The following is a 17,453-nucleotide window of genomic DNA, read 5'->3' on the forward strand; positions in this document are numbered from 1 at the left end:
GAATGTCATTGAAGAAAACATGGTGTAGGTTGCTTATTGTGATTTGCTGTGTTCTGGGAATAATGGGGACAGGCAGTTTAACAGCTCAGGCGGCCGTAAATCATACATTAAATTATTTCCGCTACAATAACTTTAAAGATGATGACGGAAGAAACTGGGTCCGTATCGAAATGGGCATGAACAAGGGGGACCTTGAATACGAGGTTAGCCAAAACCCCGATAAGCCATTTCAACTTATTATAAAGATGAATAACACCAATCGGGGAGATGTAAAGAAAAATATTGGTCTTGACCGCAAAATTGCCAGATATATGACCTTGAAAAATGAAAATAGGGATATGGTGGCCACAATTGCGGTGACAGATTCTTTGGAAGATCATGAATACAAGGTTTATGCCGCCGAAGCTGATAAAAAGGCCAAAAAGCCTTATCGCCTTGTAGTCGAGATTGCAGCAGATAAGGGGTCCCCTAATAAGGCCATAGGCGATGAAAAGCTGTATGGTGTAGAGGGACGTACAGTGGTTATTGACCCTGGTCATGGCGGTAGTGACTCGGGTGCTATTGGCCCAAGCTATGTTAAAGAAAAAAATGTAACCCTTAATATTTCCTTGGATGTGGCACGTATTCTGGAAAACAATGGTGTCAACGTGGTAATGACCCGTACCACCGATGTGGATGTATATGGACCAGATGCTACTGATAAACAGGAGCTGCAGGCCCGTGTCAACGTGAGTCGTCGTCATCCTGAGGCGGATATATTTGTCAGCATTCACTGTAATGCCTTTACCAATTCATCAGCCCATGGTACTGGTACATATTATTATGGCCACAGCTCCAGGGATTCCTTGTTGGCACAGCTCATTCAGGATGAAATGGTTGCTGCAACAGGACTTTATGACCGTGGGATTCACAGTGCAAATTTCTACGTGCTGAGAAATTCATGGATTCCGGCAACCTTGGTTGAAACAGCATTTATATCAAATCCTTATGAGGAAAATATGTTGGCCAGTGCAGAGGTTCAGCATACCATGGCCTTGGCTATCTGCAAGGGTATAAGCAATTACTTCCAAAATATTGGAAAATAAGGAGGATTATCCAGAATGAAAATGACAAAGATTATTGCAGCACTGATGCTTGTGCTTATGACCCTCGTGGTGGCTGGCTGCGATAAGGATAATAACCAGCAGTCTAATAAGAGCACCAATACTGTGGTGGAGAACAAGACTGAAAAACTAGCAGAAGAAAAAATCAAGATTAAGGTGTACTTCCCGAATAGTGATGCCACTAAGCTGGTGGCAATTGACAAGACTGTGAAGGTTGCTGGTACCACCAAGTATAAGGCTGCTATGGATGCACTGATGGAAGGCACTGACGACAGTAAACTCACTACAGTAATACCAAAGCAGGCCAAGCTGTTAGGAGTAACAGTCAGCGGTGATACAGCCAAGGTGGATTTTGACAAGGGGCTTATAAAGCACTTCAATGGCGGCTCTACTGGTGAGGAGTTCTTGGTAGGTTCCGTTGTTAATACACTTACGGAGTTCCCGGAGATTAAGAAGGTGCAGATAACCATTGATGGCCGTAACGTGGAGACACTGAAGGGACACATGGATGTCAGCAAGCCACTTTCCCGCATGGATGAGTTGCTTAAATAAAATTTTATAGAGTATAAAGAAGTATGAGACATTTTTCACGATATTGCTTAGGCAATACACGGAAGGTGTCTCTTTTTATGTGAGAAGCAGTATTTATTTTTTTCCGCTTATGGAGCAAAAGTCATATTTATTTGGATAGTAAAAGGTTTTTTATAATAAATATAGAATAAATAATTGTAGTATTGTTGATTTGAATAACGATTGTTAAAGGTTTAATTCTTTGTATGGGAGGTATATTCTATGGGTCTTATTAAAGCAGCTATGGGAGCCGTTGGCGGTACTTTGGCGGATCAGTGGAAGGAATTTATTTATTGTGACAGTATTCCGGCTGATTTGCTTATTGTGAAGGGGCAAAAGAGAACCAGCAGTCAAGGACGTAGCTCTAATACCAGTGCTGAGGATAACGTTATTTCCAACGGGTCTGTGGTGGCTGTTAATACGGGACAGTGTATGATTATCGTGGAGCAGGGCAAGGTGGTAGATATTTGCTCTGAGCCAGGTGAGTACAGATATGACACTTCCCTCCAGCCATCTGTATTTACTGGCGGTTTGGCAGACAATGTAAAGGCAATCTTTGGTGAAATTGGCAAGCGTTTTACCTTTGGCGGAGATCCGGGGAAGGATCAGCGGGTGTATTTTGTTAATACAAAGGAAATCATCGGTAACAAATACGGTACTCCAAGTCCTGTGCCATTCGAAACCTTTGATCCCCGCAGCGGTCTTAGCATGACGGTTTCACTGCGGTGCTTCGGTGAGTACAGCTATCGTATAACCAATCCTATTTTGTTCTATACTAATCTTAGCGGCAACATCAGTGATTCCTATTCCAGAGAGGAAATTGACAGCCAGCTTAAATCTGAGTTGATGACCAAGCTCCAGTCGGCTTTGTCCAAGCTGTCTGAGAAGGAAATTAAATATACCAGTATTCCAGGTCATGTGGATGAGCTGGCAGATACTCTCAATGATCTCCTAAGCCAAAAATGGCGTGATCTTAGAGGTATTGAGATTGTTTCCTTCGGTGTCAGCAGCGTAAAGGCCAGTGACGAGGACGAAGAGAAGATTAAGGACTTCCAGCGTTATGCCAGCATGGGCAATGCACACATGGCTGGTCTCCAGATGGCTGGTGCCACTGCTGACAGCATGAAGATGGCAGCCTCCAACGAGTCCGGTGGTATGGGCGCTATGGGGGCATTCATGGGCATGGGAATGGCTGGTAATATGGGGGGCAATAATGCTGCCCAGATGATGCAGATGGGAGCAATGCAGCAACAGCAAGCCCAGCAGGCTCAGCAAGCACAACAGCAGCCTCCACAGACTCCATCACCAGTGGCAGCAGCTCCAGCGGGCAATACGTGGAAGTGCTCCTGCGGCGCTGAAAATACCGGTAAGTTCTGTACCCAGTGCGGTGCCAAAAAGCCAGAGCCACAGGGCTGGACCTGTAGCTGTGGCAGTGTAAATCAAGGAAAATTCTGTCCTAATTGTGGCGCCAAGAAGCCGGCAGATGCGCCACTTTATAAGTGCGACAAGTGCGGTTGGCAGCCGGAGGACCCTCATCATCCACCTAAATTCTGTCCTGAATGTGGTGATATATTTGACGAAAACGACATTCAGTGAATATAGCCTTCCCCTTTGGGGAAGCACCCAAGGGTACTAGGGCAAAGCCCGTCGGTGCCCTGATAATACCGGATGAGGTGTAGTTGAAATAATACATGATAGGGGGATGAATATGGCAGATACCTCGGTAAACTATAAGTGTCCCAGCTGTAGTGCGCCTCTTGCCTATACTCCTGGCAGTGGCAGTAAGATAAAATGTGAATACTGCGAGGCGGAATTTACAGTAGAGGAACTGGAAAAGCTTTACGCAGAGCAGGAAGCTGCGGCAGCTCAGGCCAATAAGGTCAAGGATGCGAAAATTGAGAAAAAGCAGTTTGAGATGGAGGCGGCAGGAGGAGCCTGGGATGCGGAAGAAATTGCCATCCTGAAGGCCATGACCTGTTCCTCCTGTGGTGCGGAAATAGTTTGCGATAACAATACAATGGCCACGGAATGTGTTTATTGCGGTAATACTACCATGGTACCGGGCCGTTATGAAAAGCAGCTTCGTCCTGACATGGTAATACCCTTCCAAAAGAACAAGGAAGATGCCAAAAGGGCTTTTGCAGAATATCATAAAGGAAAGTGGTTACTTCCAAGCAATTTTGCCAACAGCGCCCGTATTGAAGCCATTCAGGGTATGTATGTGCCTTATTGGCTATTTGATGAGACTATAGAGGCCCATGGAGTGTTTTCAGCTACAAAAACCCGTTGTTATACAGACGGAGATTATGACGTAACGGAAACAGACCATTACAGGGTGACCCGTGCAGGCACCATGAGCTTTTACAATGTGCCGGTGGATGGCAGTGTGAAGATGGACGATGCCTGGATGGAAAGTATAGAGCCGTTTGATTATACCCAGATGGTACCATTTAACACCACCTATATGGCTGGCTTCTTGGCGGATAAATATGATGTGGATGCTGAAAAGGCCTATCCTTACGCAGAGGAACGGGTATATCAGTCAGCTGATGGGGTACTTCAGAGTACAGTGGAAGGATATGATTCCTGCAGCAGGGATTCTCTGAATGTGGTACAGACTGCGGGGAAGCAGCAATATGCCATGGCTCCGGTATGGATTTTGACAACTAAATACCAGGACAAACCATATACTTTCATTATGAATGGCCAGACGGGAAAATTGGTGGGTGAGCTGCCAGTGGATGAGACCAAAGCCAAAATGTATTGGGCTGCTGCCACTGTAATAGTTCTGCCAATTATGTATTTTATTTGTAAGTGGCTATGGCTGCTTATAATGGAAGACTGAGACAGGGGGCAGAAAAATGAAACGGATATTTACAGTTTTTATGTCCCTGTTGCTTCTGTTGGCTTTTACCATGCCAGTTATGGCAGAGACTACTAAAGTAAAAAAAGTAACAAATACTGTAACCCAGACGACTAAACAGCCGGAAAGTAATGCGACTTTGCCTAATAATCTGGCAGACTTCAGCATATATGATATGGCAGACCTTATAGCCAGCGATCAGGAAGCTGATAAATTGCTGGATAAGCTAAACCGCATTGAGCAAAAGCACAATGTTCGTGTTGTGGTAATGACGGTGACAGATTTAAAGGGCAAGGATATCAAGGCCTTTGCCGATGATACATTGAACAAGTATTACCGTGATGAGGCCCACAATAATGGCTGTATTATGATGGTGGTGTGCCCAAGTGTAAGAAAATGGGCCGTAACCACGGATAACAATATGCGTCAACGTATTACTGATGAAAACGGCTATCCGGCAATTCGGGACAGCTTTATGGATAATCTGAAGGCTAATAATTATGTAGGTGCCTTCAATGATTATGCTGACAAGGTAGACGAGCTGTTGAACTACTATGAGAAGGAGGGAGAGCCATGGGATCCAGCGAATGCTTTTAGCATAGGGGGATTTGTAATAGCCCTGTTACTGTCTGTGGGGATAGGTTATCTCTTTGAGGAATATTTGCGTGGTAAAATGAGTAACGTTAGCTTTGTTGGTGAAGCGGATGAATATTTGGACAGAAATTCAGTCAACATAACTGAGCAGTCAGATACATTCCTGCATACCACCAGAACCGTAACCAAACGGTCCAAGAGTGATAACAGCAGCTCCAGCTCTGGAGGCAGCAGTAGCAGCAATGGCGGTGGCAGTGGCAGCTATTAGTATAGTCTGCTATAGAGATAAATAACAAATTTTGCGGGATGCGGCCTCGTGTCCCGCTTGTTTTTTGTATATTTTTCTTGTGGAAAAAAATTATATTTAGGGGTATAATATGGCAGTTAGATTGAATTTAATTAGGAGAGAGATAAAAGATGGATTTAAGCTTTATGGAACTTATTAAGACTGTCATATTAGGTATAGTGGAGGGCCTTACGGAGTGGCTACCTATCAGCAGCACCGGCCACATGATTTTGGTGGACGAGTTTATCAAGCTGGATGTTTCCAAATCATTTATGGATATGTTCCTCGTAGTTATTCAGCTGGGAGCTATTCTGGCAGTTGTGGTGTTGAATTTTGATAGGCTGAACCCATTTTCCAGTCACAAATCCAGCATTGAAAAGAAGGAAACCTATCAGCTGTGGTACAAGGTAATATTTGCCTGCCTCCCGGCGGCGATTATTGGCCTTATGTTCAACAAGTACATGGAGGAGCACTTCATGACGGCTCCAGTGGTGGCCTTTACCCTGATTTTCTACGGTATCATGTTTATTGTGGTGGAGAATTATAACAAGAACCGCACACCAGCAGTTACTGATTTGAATAAGCTGAGCTATAAGACAGCGTTTATCATCGGCCTTTTCCAGGTGCTTTCCTTGGTTCCGGGCACCTCCCGTTCCGGCTCTACGATTTTGGGCGGTATCCTTTTCGGTGCTTCCCGCTATGTGGCAGCTGAGTTTACCTTCTTTTTGGCAATACCGGTTATGTTTGGTGCCAGCCTTTTGAAAATCGTTAAGTTCGGTATCCATTTCTCCGGTGCGGAACTGCTGATTCTGGTTATCGGTATGGCTACTGCCTTCGTGGTATCTGTTATTTCCATTAAGTTCCTGCTCAGATATATTAAAAATAATGATTTCAAGCCATTTGGCTACTACCGTATAGCTTTGGGCATTATTGTAATTGCGTATCTCCTGATGGTTGGTGATCCAACTCAGGGGTAATGGGGGGATAGAGTATGCGTTTTGTATCATGGAATGTTAATGGCCTTCGGGCCTGTTTGACAAAGGGGTTCATGGAATCCTTCAGGGATATGGATGCGGATGTTTTCTGCCTTCAGGAAACCAAGATGCAGGAGGGGCAGGCTATCCTTGATTTGCCTGGTTACAAGCAGTTCTGGAACAGCGCGGAAAAGAAGGGATATTCCGGCACTGCTATTTTCACAAGGGTGGAGCCTATAGATGTAACCTATGGTATCGGCATTGAGGAGCATGACCATGAGGGCCGTGTCATTACTATGGAGTTTGAGGACTACTATCTGGTGACGGTGTACACTCCAAATTCTCAAAAAGAGCTGGCCCGTCTGGCTTATCGTATGACCTGGGAAGAAGCCTTTAAGGATTATGTTTGCGGTCTGGATAAGAAGAAACCGGTTATTATCTGCGGTGATCTTAATGTTGCCCATAAGGAAATCGACTTAAAAAATCCAAAGACAAATCATAAGAACGCCGGCTTTACTGACGATGAGCGCCAGAAATTTACGGAGCTTTTGCAGGCCGGATTTACCGATACATTTAGAAAGGTGTATCCAGATGTAACCGGGGCATACACCTGGTGGTCTTATCTTAGAAAGGCCAGAGCCAACAACGCCGGATGGCGCATTGACTACTTCCTGATTTCTAATCGCTTGGATGATAAAATTGAGTCCGCCACCATATATAATGAAATCTTCGGCAGCGACCACTGCCCAGTAGGGTTGGAGCTGAAATAAGAAATCATAATAGAAAGAGGAAGTTATGTTAGGAAAAACTAAGGGGAAGCAGTTATTGGAATACGTGCCGGACTATGTGGTATTCGATTTGGAAACCACGGGTATTAGCTGCTTCAAGGATAGTGTGGTGGAGATTTCTGCGGTGAAGGTTATTGGGGGACGGGTGGAGGATGAATTTTCCAGCCTTGTTAATCCCCAGAGGAGTATTCCTTATGAGGTTTCCAAGGTAAATGGCATTACAGATGCCATGGTTGCTGAGGCACCAACCTTTGACAAGGTGTTAGAGAAGTTTATTGAATTTACTGAGGGGATGACTCTGGTAGGGCATAATATCCACAATTTTGATTTGAAGTTTATCTATCGTGATAGTGAAAAGTTTTACGGCGGTATACCTGGAAATAATTATGTGGATACTCTAAGATTGGCCAGAAAATATTTGCCTCAGCTAAAGCGGCACAGCCTTACTGTATTGGCAGAATATTATGGTATTTCCACCGAGGGTGCCCACCGGGCTTTAAATGACTGCCGCATGAATCAGCAGGTGTATGAACAGCTGGGGCTTATTATGAATAAGGGATGTATGCCACTGTTCTCCTTTTTGTAAAATATATTAACCTAATTGATAATATTTACAAATTAGTATATCTATGATAATCATACATTTTTATTGCAGAAAAATACAATATATGGTACAATTTCAAACAGTTTAAGAAATGAAAGACAATGATGAAGAAAGTAATCTGTAGGTGAACCTTTTAGCGAGCAGGGAAGCGGTGAAAGCCCTGTAGTAGTAGCGACAGATGAAAATCACTTCGGAGTAGCAGGTCAAAATGCGATATGCTTGTTGCAGAGTAGGCTGAGCCGGGATCTCCCGTTACAGAGATAGTATATGCTGGTATACGAAATAGGTGGTATAGTGAAGCTAGGCTTCATCCTGTTTTGGGGTGAAGTCTTTTATTTTACATTGTAGCTCCCGTCCTATTTTGGGCGGGAGTTTTTATTATGATGGCTGCCAGTACAGCAAAAACAGGAGGTAATCATTTTGTACAACAAGGTTGACACAAACCTGAATTTCGTTCAGCGCGAAAGGGAAATCCTGAAGTTTTGGAAGGAAAATGACATTGCCAAGAAGTGTATTGATATCCGTGAAGGATGCGATACCTTTACATTCTATGATGGACCGCCAACTGCCAACGGCAAGCCTCATATCGGTCACGTATTGACCCGTGTAATCAAGGATATGCTGCCACGTTACCAGTCCATGAAGGGCAAAAAGATTCTTCGTAAGGCTGGTTGGGATACCCATGGTCTCCCAGTAGAGCTGGAGGTAGAGAAAAAGCTGGGCCTGGACGGCAAGGAGCAGATTGAAAAATACGGCATTGAGCCATTTATCAAGGAATGCCGTGAGTCTGTATGGAAGTACAAGGGCATGTGGGAGGAATTCTCCGATGTTGTTGGCTTCTGGGCAGATATGGATGATCCGTATATCACTTATGAAAATAACTACATTGAGTCTGTTTGGTGGGCTCTTAATGAAATTTGGAAGAAGGGCCTTCTCTACAAGGGACATAAGGTAGTTCCATATTGCCCTCGTTGTGGTACCCCTCTTTCTTCTCACGAGGTAGCTCAGGGCTATAAGGATATCAAGGAGCGTTCTGCCATTGTTCGCTTCAAGGTGAAGGGTGAGGAGAATACCTCCTTCCTGGCTTGGACTACCACCCCTTGGACCTTGCCTTCCAACCTGGGCTTGGTAGTAAATGCAGACGTGGATTATGTAAAGGTAAAGTGCAACGGTGAGTACCTGATTTTGGCTGAGGCTTTGGTAGAAAGCGTATTCTCCGGTGTTAAAGCCAAGGATAATCCAGAGGACGCTGCCAAGGTAGAAATCGTTGAGCGTTTCAAGGGTAAGACCCTGGAGCGCAAGGAATATGAACCTCTTTATAACTTTGCAGAGGGCAAGATCAAGAAGCAGTGCTTCTATGTAATGTGTGATGATTATGTAACAACCTCTGATGGTACTGGTATCGTTCATACTGCACCAGCCTTTGGTGAGGATGATGCCCGTGTTTGCCGCAAGTATGATATGGACTTTGTTCAGTTCGTTGATTCCAAGGGCGGTATGACCGCAGATACCAAGTGGCCTGGCGTATTCGTTAAGGATGCAGACCCATTAATTCTAGATGATTTGAAGGCTTCTGGTGCCCTCTTTAAGGCTCCTAAGTTCGAGCATAGCTATCCACACTGCTGGCGTTGTGATACTCCACTTATCTACTATGCCCGCGAGTCCTGGTTCATTAAGATGACTGACGTAAAGGAAAAGCTCATCGCCAACAACAAGACCATTAACTGGATGCCTGATACTATCGGTACCGGTCGTTTCGGTGAGTGGCTGGAGCACCTTCAGGATTGGGGTATTAGCCGTAACCGTTACTGGGGAACCCCACTTAATATTTGGGAGTGCTCCTGTGGCTGTCAGCATTCCATCGGTTCCATTGAGGAGCTGAAGTCCATGTCTGATAACTGCCCAGATGATATTGAGCTTCATCGTCCATATATTGATGATGTTACCATTAAGTGTCCGGACTGCGGCAAGGAAATGCATCGTGTGCCAGAGGTAATTGACTGCTGGTTCGATTCTGGTTCCATGCCATTTGCCCAGTGGCATTATCCATTTGAAAACAAAGAAATTTTTGAGGAACGCTATCCAGCTGACTTCATTTCTGAGGCAGTAGACCAGACCCGTGGCTGGTTCTATTCTCTGCTGGCAATTTCCACATTGCTCTTTGATAATTCATCCTATAAGAACGTAATTGTTCTGGGTCACGTTCAGGATAAAGACGGCAAGAAGATGAGTAAGTCCAAGGGCAATGCCGTTGACCCTATGGATGCCCTTAATAAGCATGGTGCTGATGCTATTCGTTGGTACTTCTACGAAAATAGTGCTCCTTGGCTGCCAAACCGTTTCCATGATGATGCGGTTCAGGAGGGTCAGCGCAAGTTCATGGGTACCCTGTGGAACACCTATGCATTCTATGTGCTTTATGCCAATATTGATAATTTTGATGCTACCAAGCATGAGCTGGATTATGACAAGCTGTCCGTAATGGACAAGTGGGTTCTGTCCCGTCTCAATACCCTTATCAAGACCGTAGACAACAATCTGGCTAATTATAAGGTTACAGAGACTGCCAAGGCTCTGCAGGAATTTGTGGATGAGCTGTCCAACTGGTATGTACGTCGCAGCCGTGAGCGTTTCTGGGGCAAGGAAATGAACCAGGATAAGATTAACGCTTATATGACTCTGTACACTGCATTGGTTACTGTTATTAAGCTGTCTGCTCCAATGGTTCCATTTATCACTGAGAGTATTTACCGCAATTTGGTTTGCAGTGTTGATGACAAAGCACCTATTTCTGTACATCTCACAGACTTCCCAGTGGCAAATGAAGCATTTATTGATGCTGAGCTGGAGAAGAACATGGAGCTGGTACTGGAGGTTGTAGTTCTTGGCCGTGCTGCCCGTAATGCTTCCAATATCAAGAATCGTCAGCCTATCGGTAATATCTTTGTTAAGGCTGACAGCCAGCTGGATGATTTCTTCAAGGAAATCGTGGCTGGTGAGCTGAATGTGAAGCATGTTGAGTTCAAGGATGATATGGAGGAATACCTCTCCTATACCCTGAAGCCACAGTTCAAGGTGCTTGGCCCTAAGGTAGGCAAGCAGATTGGCGAGGTTAAGGCTGCTCTGGCAACTCTGGATGGTGCTGCTGCCAAGGAAGAGCTGGATAAGACCGGCAAACTGAAGCTGTCCTTAAAGAGCGGCGAGGTAGAGCTGATTCCTGAGGATATTGATATTACCATGTCCCAGACTGAAGGCTTTGCAACCCAGCGCTATGGCAAGGTTACTATTGCCCTTGAAACAACCTTGACTCCTGAGCTCGTTGAGGAGGGCTTTGTTCGCGAGATTATCTCAAAGCTCCAGACCATGCGTAAGGAGAATGGCTTTGAGGTTACTGACCGCATTAATGTCTTTGCGGCTGGTAACGACAAGCTCACCGATATCCTGTCCCGCAATGAGGATATGGTAAAGAGCATTGTTCTCTGTGATGGTATTACCTATGGTACTACTGATGGATTCACCAAGGAATGGAATATCAATGGTGAGAACATCACTTTAGGTGTAAAATAATTTAATTAATTAAAGCATTAATTCAGGTCCCTGTTATTGGATTGTATTTTCTGATAGCAGGGACTTTGTTTTTCTTTGAGGTTTACATTTTTTTGTATCTTGGTGTAAAATTTACATAGTATTTTAATTAAAAAGAGAGTTTGGGGATATTATCATGAAAGAAATCGTCGTGGATTTACGCAAAATTAGTGATGAAGATAGAAATGAAGCAATTGAACTGGAAAAAAAGCTATTTAAGCTGAATCATACCATGCCTCGGACCGAGGAATACATGACGGCTATTAAGGATATTTTTGGCGAGCGGTTTGGTGAAGGCAGTTATATAGTTGCACCTCTGTCGGCGGTTTGTGCTCATAATATCGTTATTGGAAAGAATGTATATATTAACAGCAATTTTCTGGCCATGGCCCGTGGGGGCATAACCATTGAGGATGATGTGCAGATTGCAGGCAATGTTTCTGTACTTTCAAATAATCACGATCCTTATGAACGGATGCTTTTGACCTGTAAACCGGTCCGTATTAAGCAAAGAGCATGGATTGGTGCCGGTGCTACCATATTACCTGGGGTGACAGTTGGCAAGTATGCTATTGTAGGAGCCGGTTCAGTAGTTACCCAGGATGTACCGGACTATAGTGTGGTAGTAGGAAACCCAGCCCGTGTAGTAAAGGAGCTGGATATTGAAAAATTCCCTGATATGGCGTCTCCGTCCATAAAAAACAGCTATATGGGCAGCTATAATTTTCAGGGGGGTGAAACCGGGTATTTCAGCATGATTCCTTATGGTGAACGGGATAGTCTGGCAGAAATCAGATTTTTGGCGCCTGAGGGAGCGGAGAAGCTTACCTTTGAAAATGGCGAGGTGGGCTGGAAGCTGGCTGATGGCACTGAATTAAATATCAGCCGGGGTATGTTTACCAGACGGCTGGGTGACATAATTGAACCGGTGATTAAGGATCCCCGTGATCCTGGCAAGATGATTGCCATTGGTTATGAGGTAACAGACGGTGATATGACCTTGGAGGCTGAATGGTCATTCTTAGATGAATTTTGATTATTCATAGAAGGGAGAATGGTGATATGCGCCAGCTGATGATTTGCCTGTTAGTTATTTATATGGTTTCAGTATCGTCAGTATGCATTGCCAGTACTGGCCTTCATAAAGAGAATAAGGGAGCTGATTGGGGAGGAGCAGATTATATGCCAGAGGAAAAACAGTTTCGAATGGTGGATATTATCAGCAAAAAGCGTGATGGAGCCAGCCTAAGCAAGGGAGAAATACAGTATTTTATTGATGGCTGCGTGGATGGTTCTATCCCTGATTATCAGACCTCGGCCCTGTTGATGGCTATTTATTTCCAGGGGATGGAGGATCGGGAGCTGGCCGATTTTACCATGGCCATGGCCCATTCCGGAGAAATGATTGATTTGTCACCCATTAAAGGCGTCAAGGTAGATAAGCACTCTACCGGTGGTGTTGGTGACAAAACCACCATGGCGGTGGCCCCTATTGTGGCCTCTTGTGATGTAAAAATTGCCAAGATGAGTGGCCGGGGATTAGGACATACCGGAGGTACAGTGGACAAGCTGGAATCCATACCGGGATACCGTACTGTGCTGGACAAGGATGAATTTTTTAATCAGGTGAATGAAATAGGGGCAAGTGTCATCGGCCAAAGCGGCAATTTGGCTCCGGCTGATAAAAAGCTTTACGCTCTGCGGGATGTAACGGGCAGTGTGCCTAGCATTCCCCTTATAGCATCTTCAATCATGAGCAAAAAGCTGGCTGCCGGGGCGGATTGCATTTTGCTTGACGTAAAGTGTGGCAGTGGAGCTTTTATGAAAAATGTGGCGGATGCGGTTACCTTGGCAGAAAAAATGGTGACCATTGGCGAGCACAACGGGAAAAGAACCATGGCCTATGTAACCAATATGAATATGCCGCTGGGGCAAAATATTGGTAATGCCTTGGAGGTAAAGGAGGTCGTCGATGTACTCAATGGTAAGGGGCCGGAGGACCTGACCAAGGAGTGCGAGGAATTATCCGCCACCCTTTTGATGATGGCTGGCAAGGGGCGTCACTCTGAGTGCCTTGCCATGGTAAAAGAGGTCATAAAGAATGGCCAGGCCATGAATAAATTTAAGGAAATGGTGCAGGCTCAGGGCGGTGATGTTTCTGTATTTGATGATCTTGATGGGTTTACCAAGGCGGCTGTGTGCTACGAAGTCAAGGCTGATAGAGATGGATATATAGCTAGTATGGACACTGAGGCTATTGGTATAGCATCAACTATGCTTGGTGCAGGGCGAGAGACCATGGAAAGTGTTATTGATCCAACCGCTGGTATCACAATATGCAAAAAAACCGGGGATAAGGTACATGTCGGAGATGTGTTGGCTGTATTCCATACCTCCAGAGAGGAGCTGCTGTCACCGGCAGTGAAGCGGTATCTTGAAGCTCTGACCTACAGTCAGCAGACACCGGAGCAGTCCAAGCTGGTGTATGCCGTGGTGGACAAAAATGGGGTAAGAAAGCTCTAGGCACCATATTTCAATATTTAAATAAAAATGCGGATACAAACGAGCATGTATGAGTAAGAAAGGTGAGGCAAATTATGGATGCAATTTTTTCACGTACCAGTGTGCGCAGCTATGAGGAAAAGCCAGTAGAGTCTAGTAAAATTGAAAAGATTTTGCGGGCAGCTATGGCAGCTCCTTCCGCCATGAATCAGCAGCCTTGGGAGTTTTATGTCGTAACAGACAAGTCTGTTTTGCAGGAGCTTTCTCAGGCCAGTCCTTACACCAGCATGGTGGCAGGTGCCCCTGTGGCAATAGTGGTGTGTGGGCGAAAGGAGAATATGCCGGTTCCTGATTTGGTGCAGGTGGATTTGTCACTGTCTACTGAAAATGTTTTGCTGGAGATTGAGGAGCAAGGGCTGGGTGGCGTTATGCTGGGTATAGCACCTTTTGCTGACAGAATGGAAAGGGTTGCCAGAGCTCTGGCTTTACCAGACACTCTGGAGGTATTTACCGTTGTGCCATTTGGATATCCTGCCAAGAAGAATCCTCAGCAGGACCGATATGACGAGTCACGGGTTCATTATGTTAAATAAAGATAATTAATTGTCAGACGTAATACAAAAAATAAAAGGATTTCTACCATAATGTCGTTTGTGGTAGGAATCCTTTTTGTGTTTACAAAAACTAATATTTTATTGCCAGAAATTATTTTATTTTTTTATTTTCAAAAGAAGGAATATATTCAGATTTGTCGAACAAATTTATAGTAGGACATTATCGGTGTTATTTTGATTTATTATAAAGGAGAGTAAGTATGGAAAAAGATCAATTGATTGCCGAGATGAAGAAGATTGTCGGGGAAGAAAATGTTCTTCATTCCAAGGAAGCCCTTTACGCATATTCTTATGATGCGACACCAGGTCATATTTATATGCCTGATGTGGTGGTTTCTCCTGGCAATGTACAAGAAGTATCCGCTATTATGAAGTTTGCCAACGAGCACAAAATTCCGGTTTATCCTAGAGGCTCTGGCACTAATCTTTCAGCTGGTACGGCACCTCTTAAGGGCGGTATCGTTCTGTTGATGCTTCGTTTTAACAAAATTCTTGATCTGGATTTGGAGAACCTTATTGCTGAGGTTGAGGTTGGCGTTGTGGTTCAGGATATTAATGATTATGTGGCACCACATGGTCTTATTTATCCACCTGATCCTGGTACTGTAAAGACTGCCAGCCTTGGTGGTACTATCTGTGAAAATTCCGGTGGCCTTCGTGGCCTGAAATATGGTATTACCAAGAATTATGTTCAGGGGCTGGAAGTAGTTTTGGCCAATGGTGACATTATTCATACAGGTGGCAAGAATGTAAAGGATGTTTCTGGTTATGATATGACTAAGCTCTTTACAGGCTCCGAGGGTACCCTGGGTATTATCACCAAGGCATATCTTAAGCTGGTTCCAAAGCCTGAGGCTCAGGCCAGTATGATAGCTGTATTTAATACTTTGGAGGATGCTGGTAATGCAGTATCTGATATCATTGCTGCCAAGATTATTCCTGCAACAATGGAAATTCTTGACAATTCCTCCATCCGTACAGTTGAGGACTTTATGCATGTAGGTTTGCCAACGGATGCGGCTGCTATTTTGCTTCTGGAGGTTGACGGTCATCCAGTTATCGTGGCTGACGAAAAGGAAAAGGTCCTTGAGGTATTGAAGAAAAACAATGCTGCTGAGGTTACCCTGGCAAAGTCTCCTGAACACAAGGAACAGCTTTGGACTGCACGCCGTATGGCACTTCCTTGTCTGGCCAAGCTCCGTCCTACTACCTTTGTTGAGGATGCCACAGTTCCTAGAAGCAAGCTGACCCAGTTCCTTAAGATTGTTACCAAGGCTGCCAAGGATTACAATGTAACTATTGGTACCTTTGGTCATGCTGGAGACGGCAATATGCATCCTACTATTGTGTGTGACCTTCGTGATAAGGAGGAAATGGAGCGGGTTCATAAGGCTATGGACGTTATCTTCCGTGGTGCTGTTGAATTGGGCGGTACACTTTCTGGAGAGCATGGCATTGGCCTTGGTAAGCTCCCTTGGATGGAACTCCAGCACGGCAAGGAAGGTATGAATGCCATGAAGGCTATCAAGCGGGCTCTTGATCCTAATCTGATTTTGAACCCTGGCAAGCTGATAGGAGAGTGTTAATATGGCTAATGAAATCACAGCAGAGGAAATAAATAAGCACGATGCCACATTGCTTAAGGATATAGATGATGCGTTGGCCAACTGCATGAAATGCGGTAACTGTCAGGCCGGGTGCCCAATTTATAGGGAAACCCGCAAGGAATTCTCCGTTGCCCGAGGCAAGATTTCCCTGATGCAGGCCATCCTTAGTGGCAAGCTGGAAATTACCAAGGAGTTTGACTCTATGATGGCTCAGTGTCTTACCTGTAAGACCTGTGCTGCCAACTGTCCTTGCGGTGTAAAGGCAGATGAGCTGATTCTTCGTGGCAGACATGCCACTATTAAGGCCCGTGGTCTTAATCCAATAAAAAAGACTGTATTCAGCTTATTGTCCAATCGTCCGCTGTTTAATACAGTATTGCGCATGGGCGGTATGTTTGGCTGGCTTACCTTTAAGGATATTCCGGATAAAAATGCGGTACTTTCACGCTTGCCAATGCCTGGTATGGATCCTAACAGAGCAACGGCACCATTGGCTTCTACACCATTGAGAGCGGAGTACCCACCAGTAATCAAGGTGGATAATCCTAGATATAAGGTTGCTTTCTTCACTGGCTGTACCATCAACTTCATGTATACTGATATGGGTAAAGCAGTTATTGAAGTGTTAAAGGAAAATGGTCATGAGGTTATACTGCCGGGAGCTCAGCATTGCTGTGGTACCCCTGTTCATGTATCCGGCGCCTTTGAGCTGGCTAACGAAATGGCCAAGCATAACATTGAAGTGTTTGAACGTTATGAATGCGACTACATCGTAGGTGCCTGCGGTTCCTGTGTGGAAGCATTGCTTGACTATCCAAAATGGTTGGAGGATGAGCCGGATTGGGCGGCACGAGCTCAGAATATAGCCGATAAGGTTCGGGAAATCAGCCAGTTCCTGGTGGAGACTGGCTATAAGACAGACAATTTAGGTGCCATTAACAAGACCGTAACCATGCATGATCCTTGTCATATGGTTCGTGGTATTCATGTTACGGAGCAGCCTAGAGAGATTCTGAAGTCCATTCCTGGCCTTAATTTCGTAGAAATGAAGGAGCATGATCGTTGCTGCGGCTCTGGTGGTTCCTTTAGCTTGGCTCATTATGAGCTGTCACGCCAGATTAATGACAGGAAGTGTGAAAATATCAAGGCTACCAATGCAGACTATGTATGTGCCAGCTGCCCAAGCTGTCGTATGCATATAACAGATGGTATCGTTCAGAACAAAATGCCACAGGTAGTTTATCATCCAATACAGCTTTTGGCAGAGTCCTATAAGCTGGGTAAACAAAAGTAAAATAAATCATATAAAGCCAGTTGGAGGGATATGTGCCCAGAATTCCAGCTGGCTTTTTAAATGCAAAAA

General features: G+C 44.8%; 14 protein-coding genes. All 14 read left to right on the top strand.

Going from position 1 to position 17,453, the window contains the following annotated elements; all coding sequences use genetic code 11:
• The first annotated feature begins 8 nt into the window (after positions 1 to 8).
• The 14 genes from T355_RS0102225 (at position 9) to T355_RS0102290 (ending at position 17,384) form a co-directional block, all read left to right on the top strand.
• Positions 9 to 1,085, top strand: coding sequence for an N-acetylmuramoyl-L-alanine amidase family protein (locus tag T355_RS0102225; protein WP_027396325.1), 1,077 nt, complete (start codon positions 9 to 11; stop codon positions 1,083 to 1,085).
• Between the two features lie 15 nt (positions 1,086 to 1,100).
• The gene (locus tag T355_RS0102230; RefSeq protein WP_027396326.1) at positions 1,101 to 1,655 is read left to right on the top strand and encodes a GerMN domain-containing protein; all 555 of its coding nucleotides are present in this window, start codon (positions 1,101 to 1,103) and stop codon (positions 1,653 to 1,655) included.
• A 240-nt stretch (positions 1,656 to 1,895) separates the two neighbouring features.
• Entirely contained in the window at positions 1,896 to 3,269 is a 1,374-nt protein-coding gene (locus T355_RS0102235) for an SPFH domain-containing protein (protein ID WP_027396327.1), read from the top strand.
• Between the two features lie 112 nt (positions 3,270 to 3,381).
• On the top strand, positions 3,382 to 4,518 hold the full coding sequence (locus tag T355_RS0102240; RefSeq protein ID WP_027396328.1) for a zinc finger domain-containing protein: 1,137 nt from the start codon (positions 3,382 to 3,384) through the stop codon (positions 4,516 to 4,518).
• A 16-nt stretch (positions 4,519 to 4,534) separates the two neighbouring features.
• Positions 4,535 to 5,398 (top strand): TPM domain-containing protein, encoded by an 864-nt coding sequence (locus tag T355_RS0102245; protein ID WP_027396329.1) that lies wholly within the window; start codon positions 4,535 to 4,537, stop codon positions 5,396 to 5,398.
• Positions 5,399 to 5,547: 149 nt separating this feature from the next.
• Positions 5,548 to 6,393, top strand: a complete 846-nt coding sequence (locus tag T355_RS0102250; protein WP_027396330.1) for an undecaprenyl-diphosphate phosphatase — start codon at positions 5,548 to 5,550, stop codon at positions 6,391 to 6,393.
• Between the two features lie 14 nt (positions 6,394 to 6,407).
• Positions 6,408 to 7,160, top strand: coding sequence for an exodeoxyribonuclease III (locus tag T355_RS0102255; RefSeq protein WP_027396331.1), 753 nt, complete (start codon positions 6,408 to 6,410; stop codon positions 7,158 to 7,160).
• Positions 7,161 to 7,185: 25 nt separating this feature from the next.
• Entirely contained in the window at positions 7,186 to 7,764 is a 579-nt protein-coding gene (locus T355_RS13245) for a PolC-type DNA polymerase III (protein WP_051555320.1), read from the top strand.
• Between the two features lie 438 nt (positions 7,765 to 8,202).
• On the top strand, positions 8,203 to 11,349 hold the full coding sequence (gene ileS / locus T355_RS0102265; protein ID WP_027396332.1) for an isoleucine--tRNA ligase: 3,147 nt from the start codon (positions 8,203 to 8,205) through the stop codon (positions 11,347 to 11,349).
• A 154-nt stretch (positions 11,350 to 11,503) separates the two neighbouring features.
• Complete coding sequence (locus T355_RS14915; protein ID WP_071997150.1) at positions 11,504 to 12,403, top strand: acyltransferase; 900 nt, start codon at positions 11,504 to 11,506, stop codon at positions 12,401 to 12,403.
• 146 nt (positions 12,404 to 12,549) lie between these two features.
• Positions 12,550 to 13,890, top strand: coding sequence for a pyrimidine-nucleoside phosphorylase (locus T355_RS0102275; protein ID WP_197019541.1), 1,341 nt, complete (start codon positions 12,550 to 12,552; stop codon positions 13,888 to 13,890).
• 74 nt (positions 13,891 to 13,964) lie between these two features.
• The gene (locus tag T355_RS0102280; RefSeq protein ID WP_027396334.1) at positions 13,965 to 14,462 is read left to right on the top strand and encodes a nitroreductase family protein; all 498 of its coding nucleotides are present in this window, start codon (positions 13,965 to 13,967) and stop codon (positions 14,460 to 14,462) included.
• 221 nt (positions 14,463 to 14,683) lie between these two features.
• Positions 14,684 to 16,069: an FAD-binding oxidoreductase gene (locus T355_RS0102285; RefSeq protein ID WP_027396335.1), complete on the top strand. Its 1,386-nt coding sequence runs from the start codon at positions 14,684 to 14,686 to the stop codon at positions 16,067 to 16,069.
• Position 16,070: 1 nt separating this feature from the next.
• Positions 16,071 to 17,384, top strand: coding sequence for a (Fe-S)-binding protein (locus T355_RS0102290; RefSeq protein ID WP_027396336.1), 1,314 nt, complete (start codon positions 16,071 to 16,073; stop codon positions 17,382 to 17,384).
• Positions 17,385 to 17,453 lie beyond the last annotated feature (69 nt).

This window comes from Anaerovibrio lipolyticus LB2005 (assembly GCF_000621545.1).
GTDB lineage: Bacteria > Bacillota > Negativicutes > Selenomonadales > Selenomonadaceae > Anaerovibrio > Anaerovibrio lipolyticus_A.

Bases quoted from the DNA above. Each gene is read 5' to 3' on its own strand.
- T355_RS0102230 (WP_027396326.1), top strand. From the start codon at position 1,101: ATGAAAATGACAAAGATTATTGCAGCACTGATGCTTGTGCTTATGACC.
- T355_RS0102235 (WP_027396327.1), top strand. From the start codon at position 1,896: ATGGGTCTTATTAAAGCAGCTATGGGAGCCGTTGGCGGTACTTTGGCG.
- T355_RS0102240 (WP_027396328.1), top strand. From the start codon at position 3,382: ATGGCAGATACCTCGGTAAACTATAAGTGTCCCAGCTGTAGTGCGCCT.
- T355_RS0102245 (WP_027396329.1), top strand. From the start codon at position 4,535: ATGAAACGGATATTTACAGTTTTTATGTCCCTGTTGCTTCTGTTGGCT.
- T355_RS0102250 (WP_027396330.1), top strand. From the start codon at position 5,548: ATGGATTTAAGCTTTATGGAACTTATTAAGACTGTCATATTAGGTATA.
- T355_RS0102255 (WP_027396331.1), top strand. From the start codon at position 6,408: ATGCGTTTTGTATCATGGAATGTTAATGGCCTTCGGGCCTGTTTGACA.
- T355_RS13245 (WP_051555320.1), top strand. From the start codon at position 7,186: ATGTTAGGAAAAACTAAGGGGAAGCAGTTATTGGAATACGTGCCGGAC.
- T355_RS14915 (WP_071997150.1), top strand. From the start codon at position 11,504: ATGAAAGAAATCGTCGTGGATTTACGCAAAATTAGTGATGAAGATAGA.
- T355_RS0102275 (WP_197019541.1), top strand. From the start codon at position 12,550: ATGCCAGAGGAAAAACAGTTTCGAATGGTGGATATTATCAGCAAAAAG.
- T355_RS0102280 (WP_027396334.1), top strand. From the start codon at position 13,965: ATGGATGCAATTTTTTCACGTACCAGTGTGCGCAGCTATGAGGAAAAG.
- T355_RS0102285 (WP_027396335.1), top strand. From the start codon at position 14,684: ATGGAAAAAGATCAATTGATTGCCGAGATGAAGAAGATTGTCGGGGAA.
- T355_RS0102290 (WP_027396336.1), top strand. From the start codon at position 16,071: ATGGCTAATGAAATCACAGCAGAGGAAATAAATAAGCACGATGCCACA.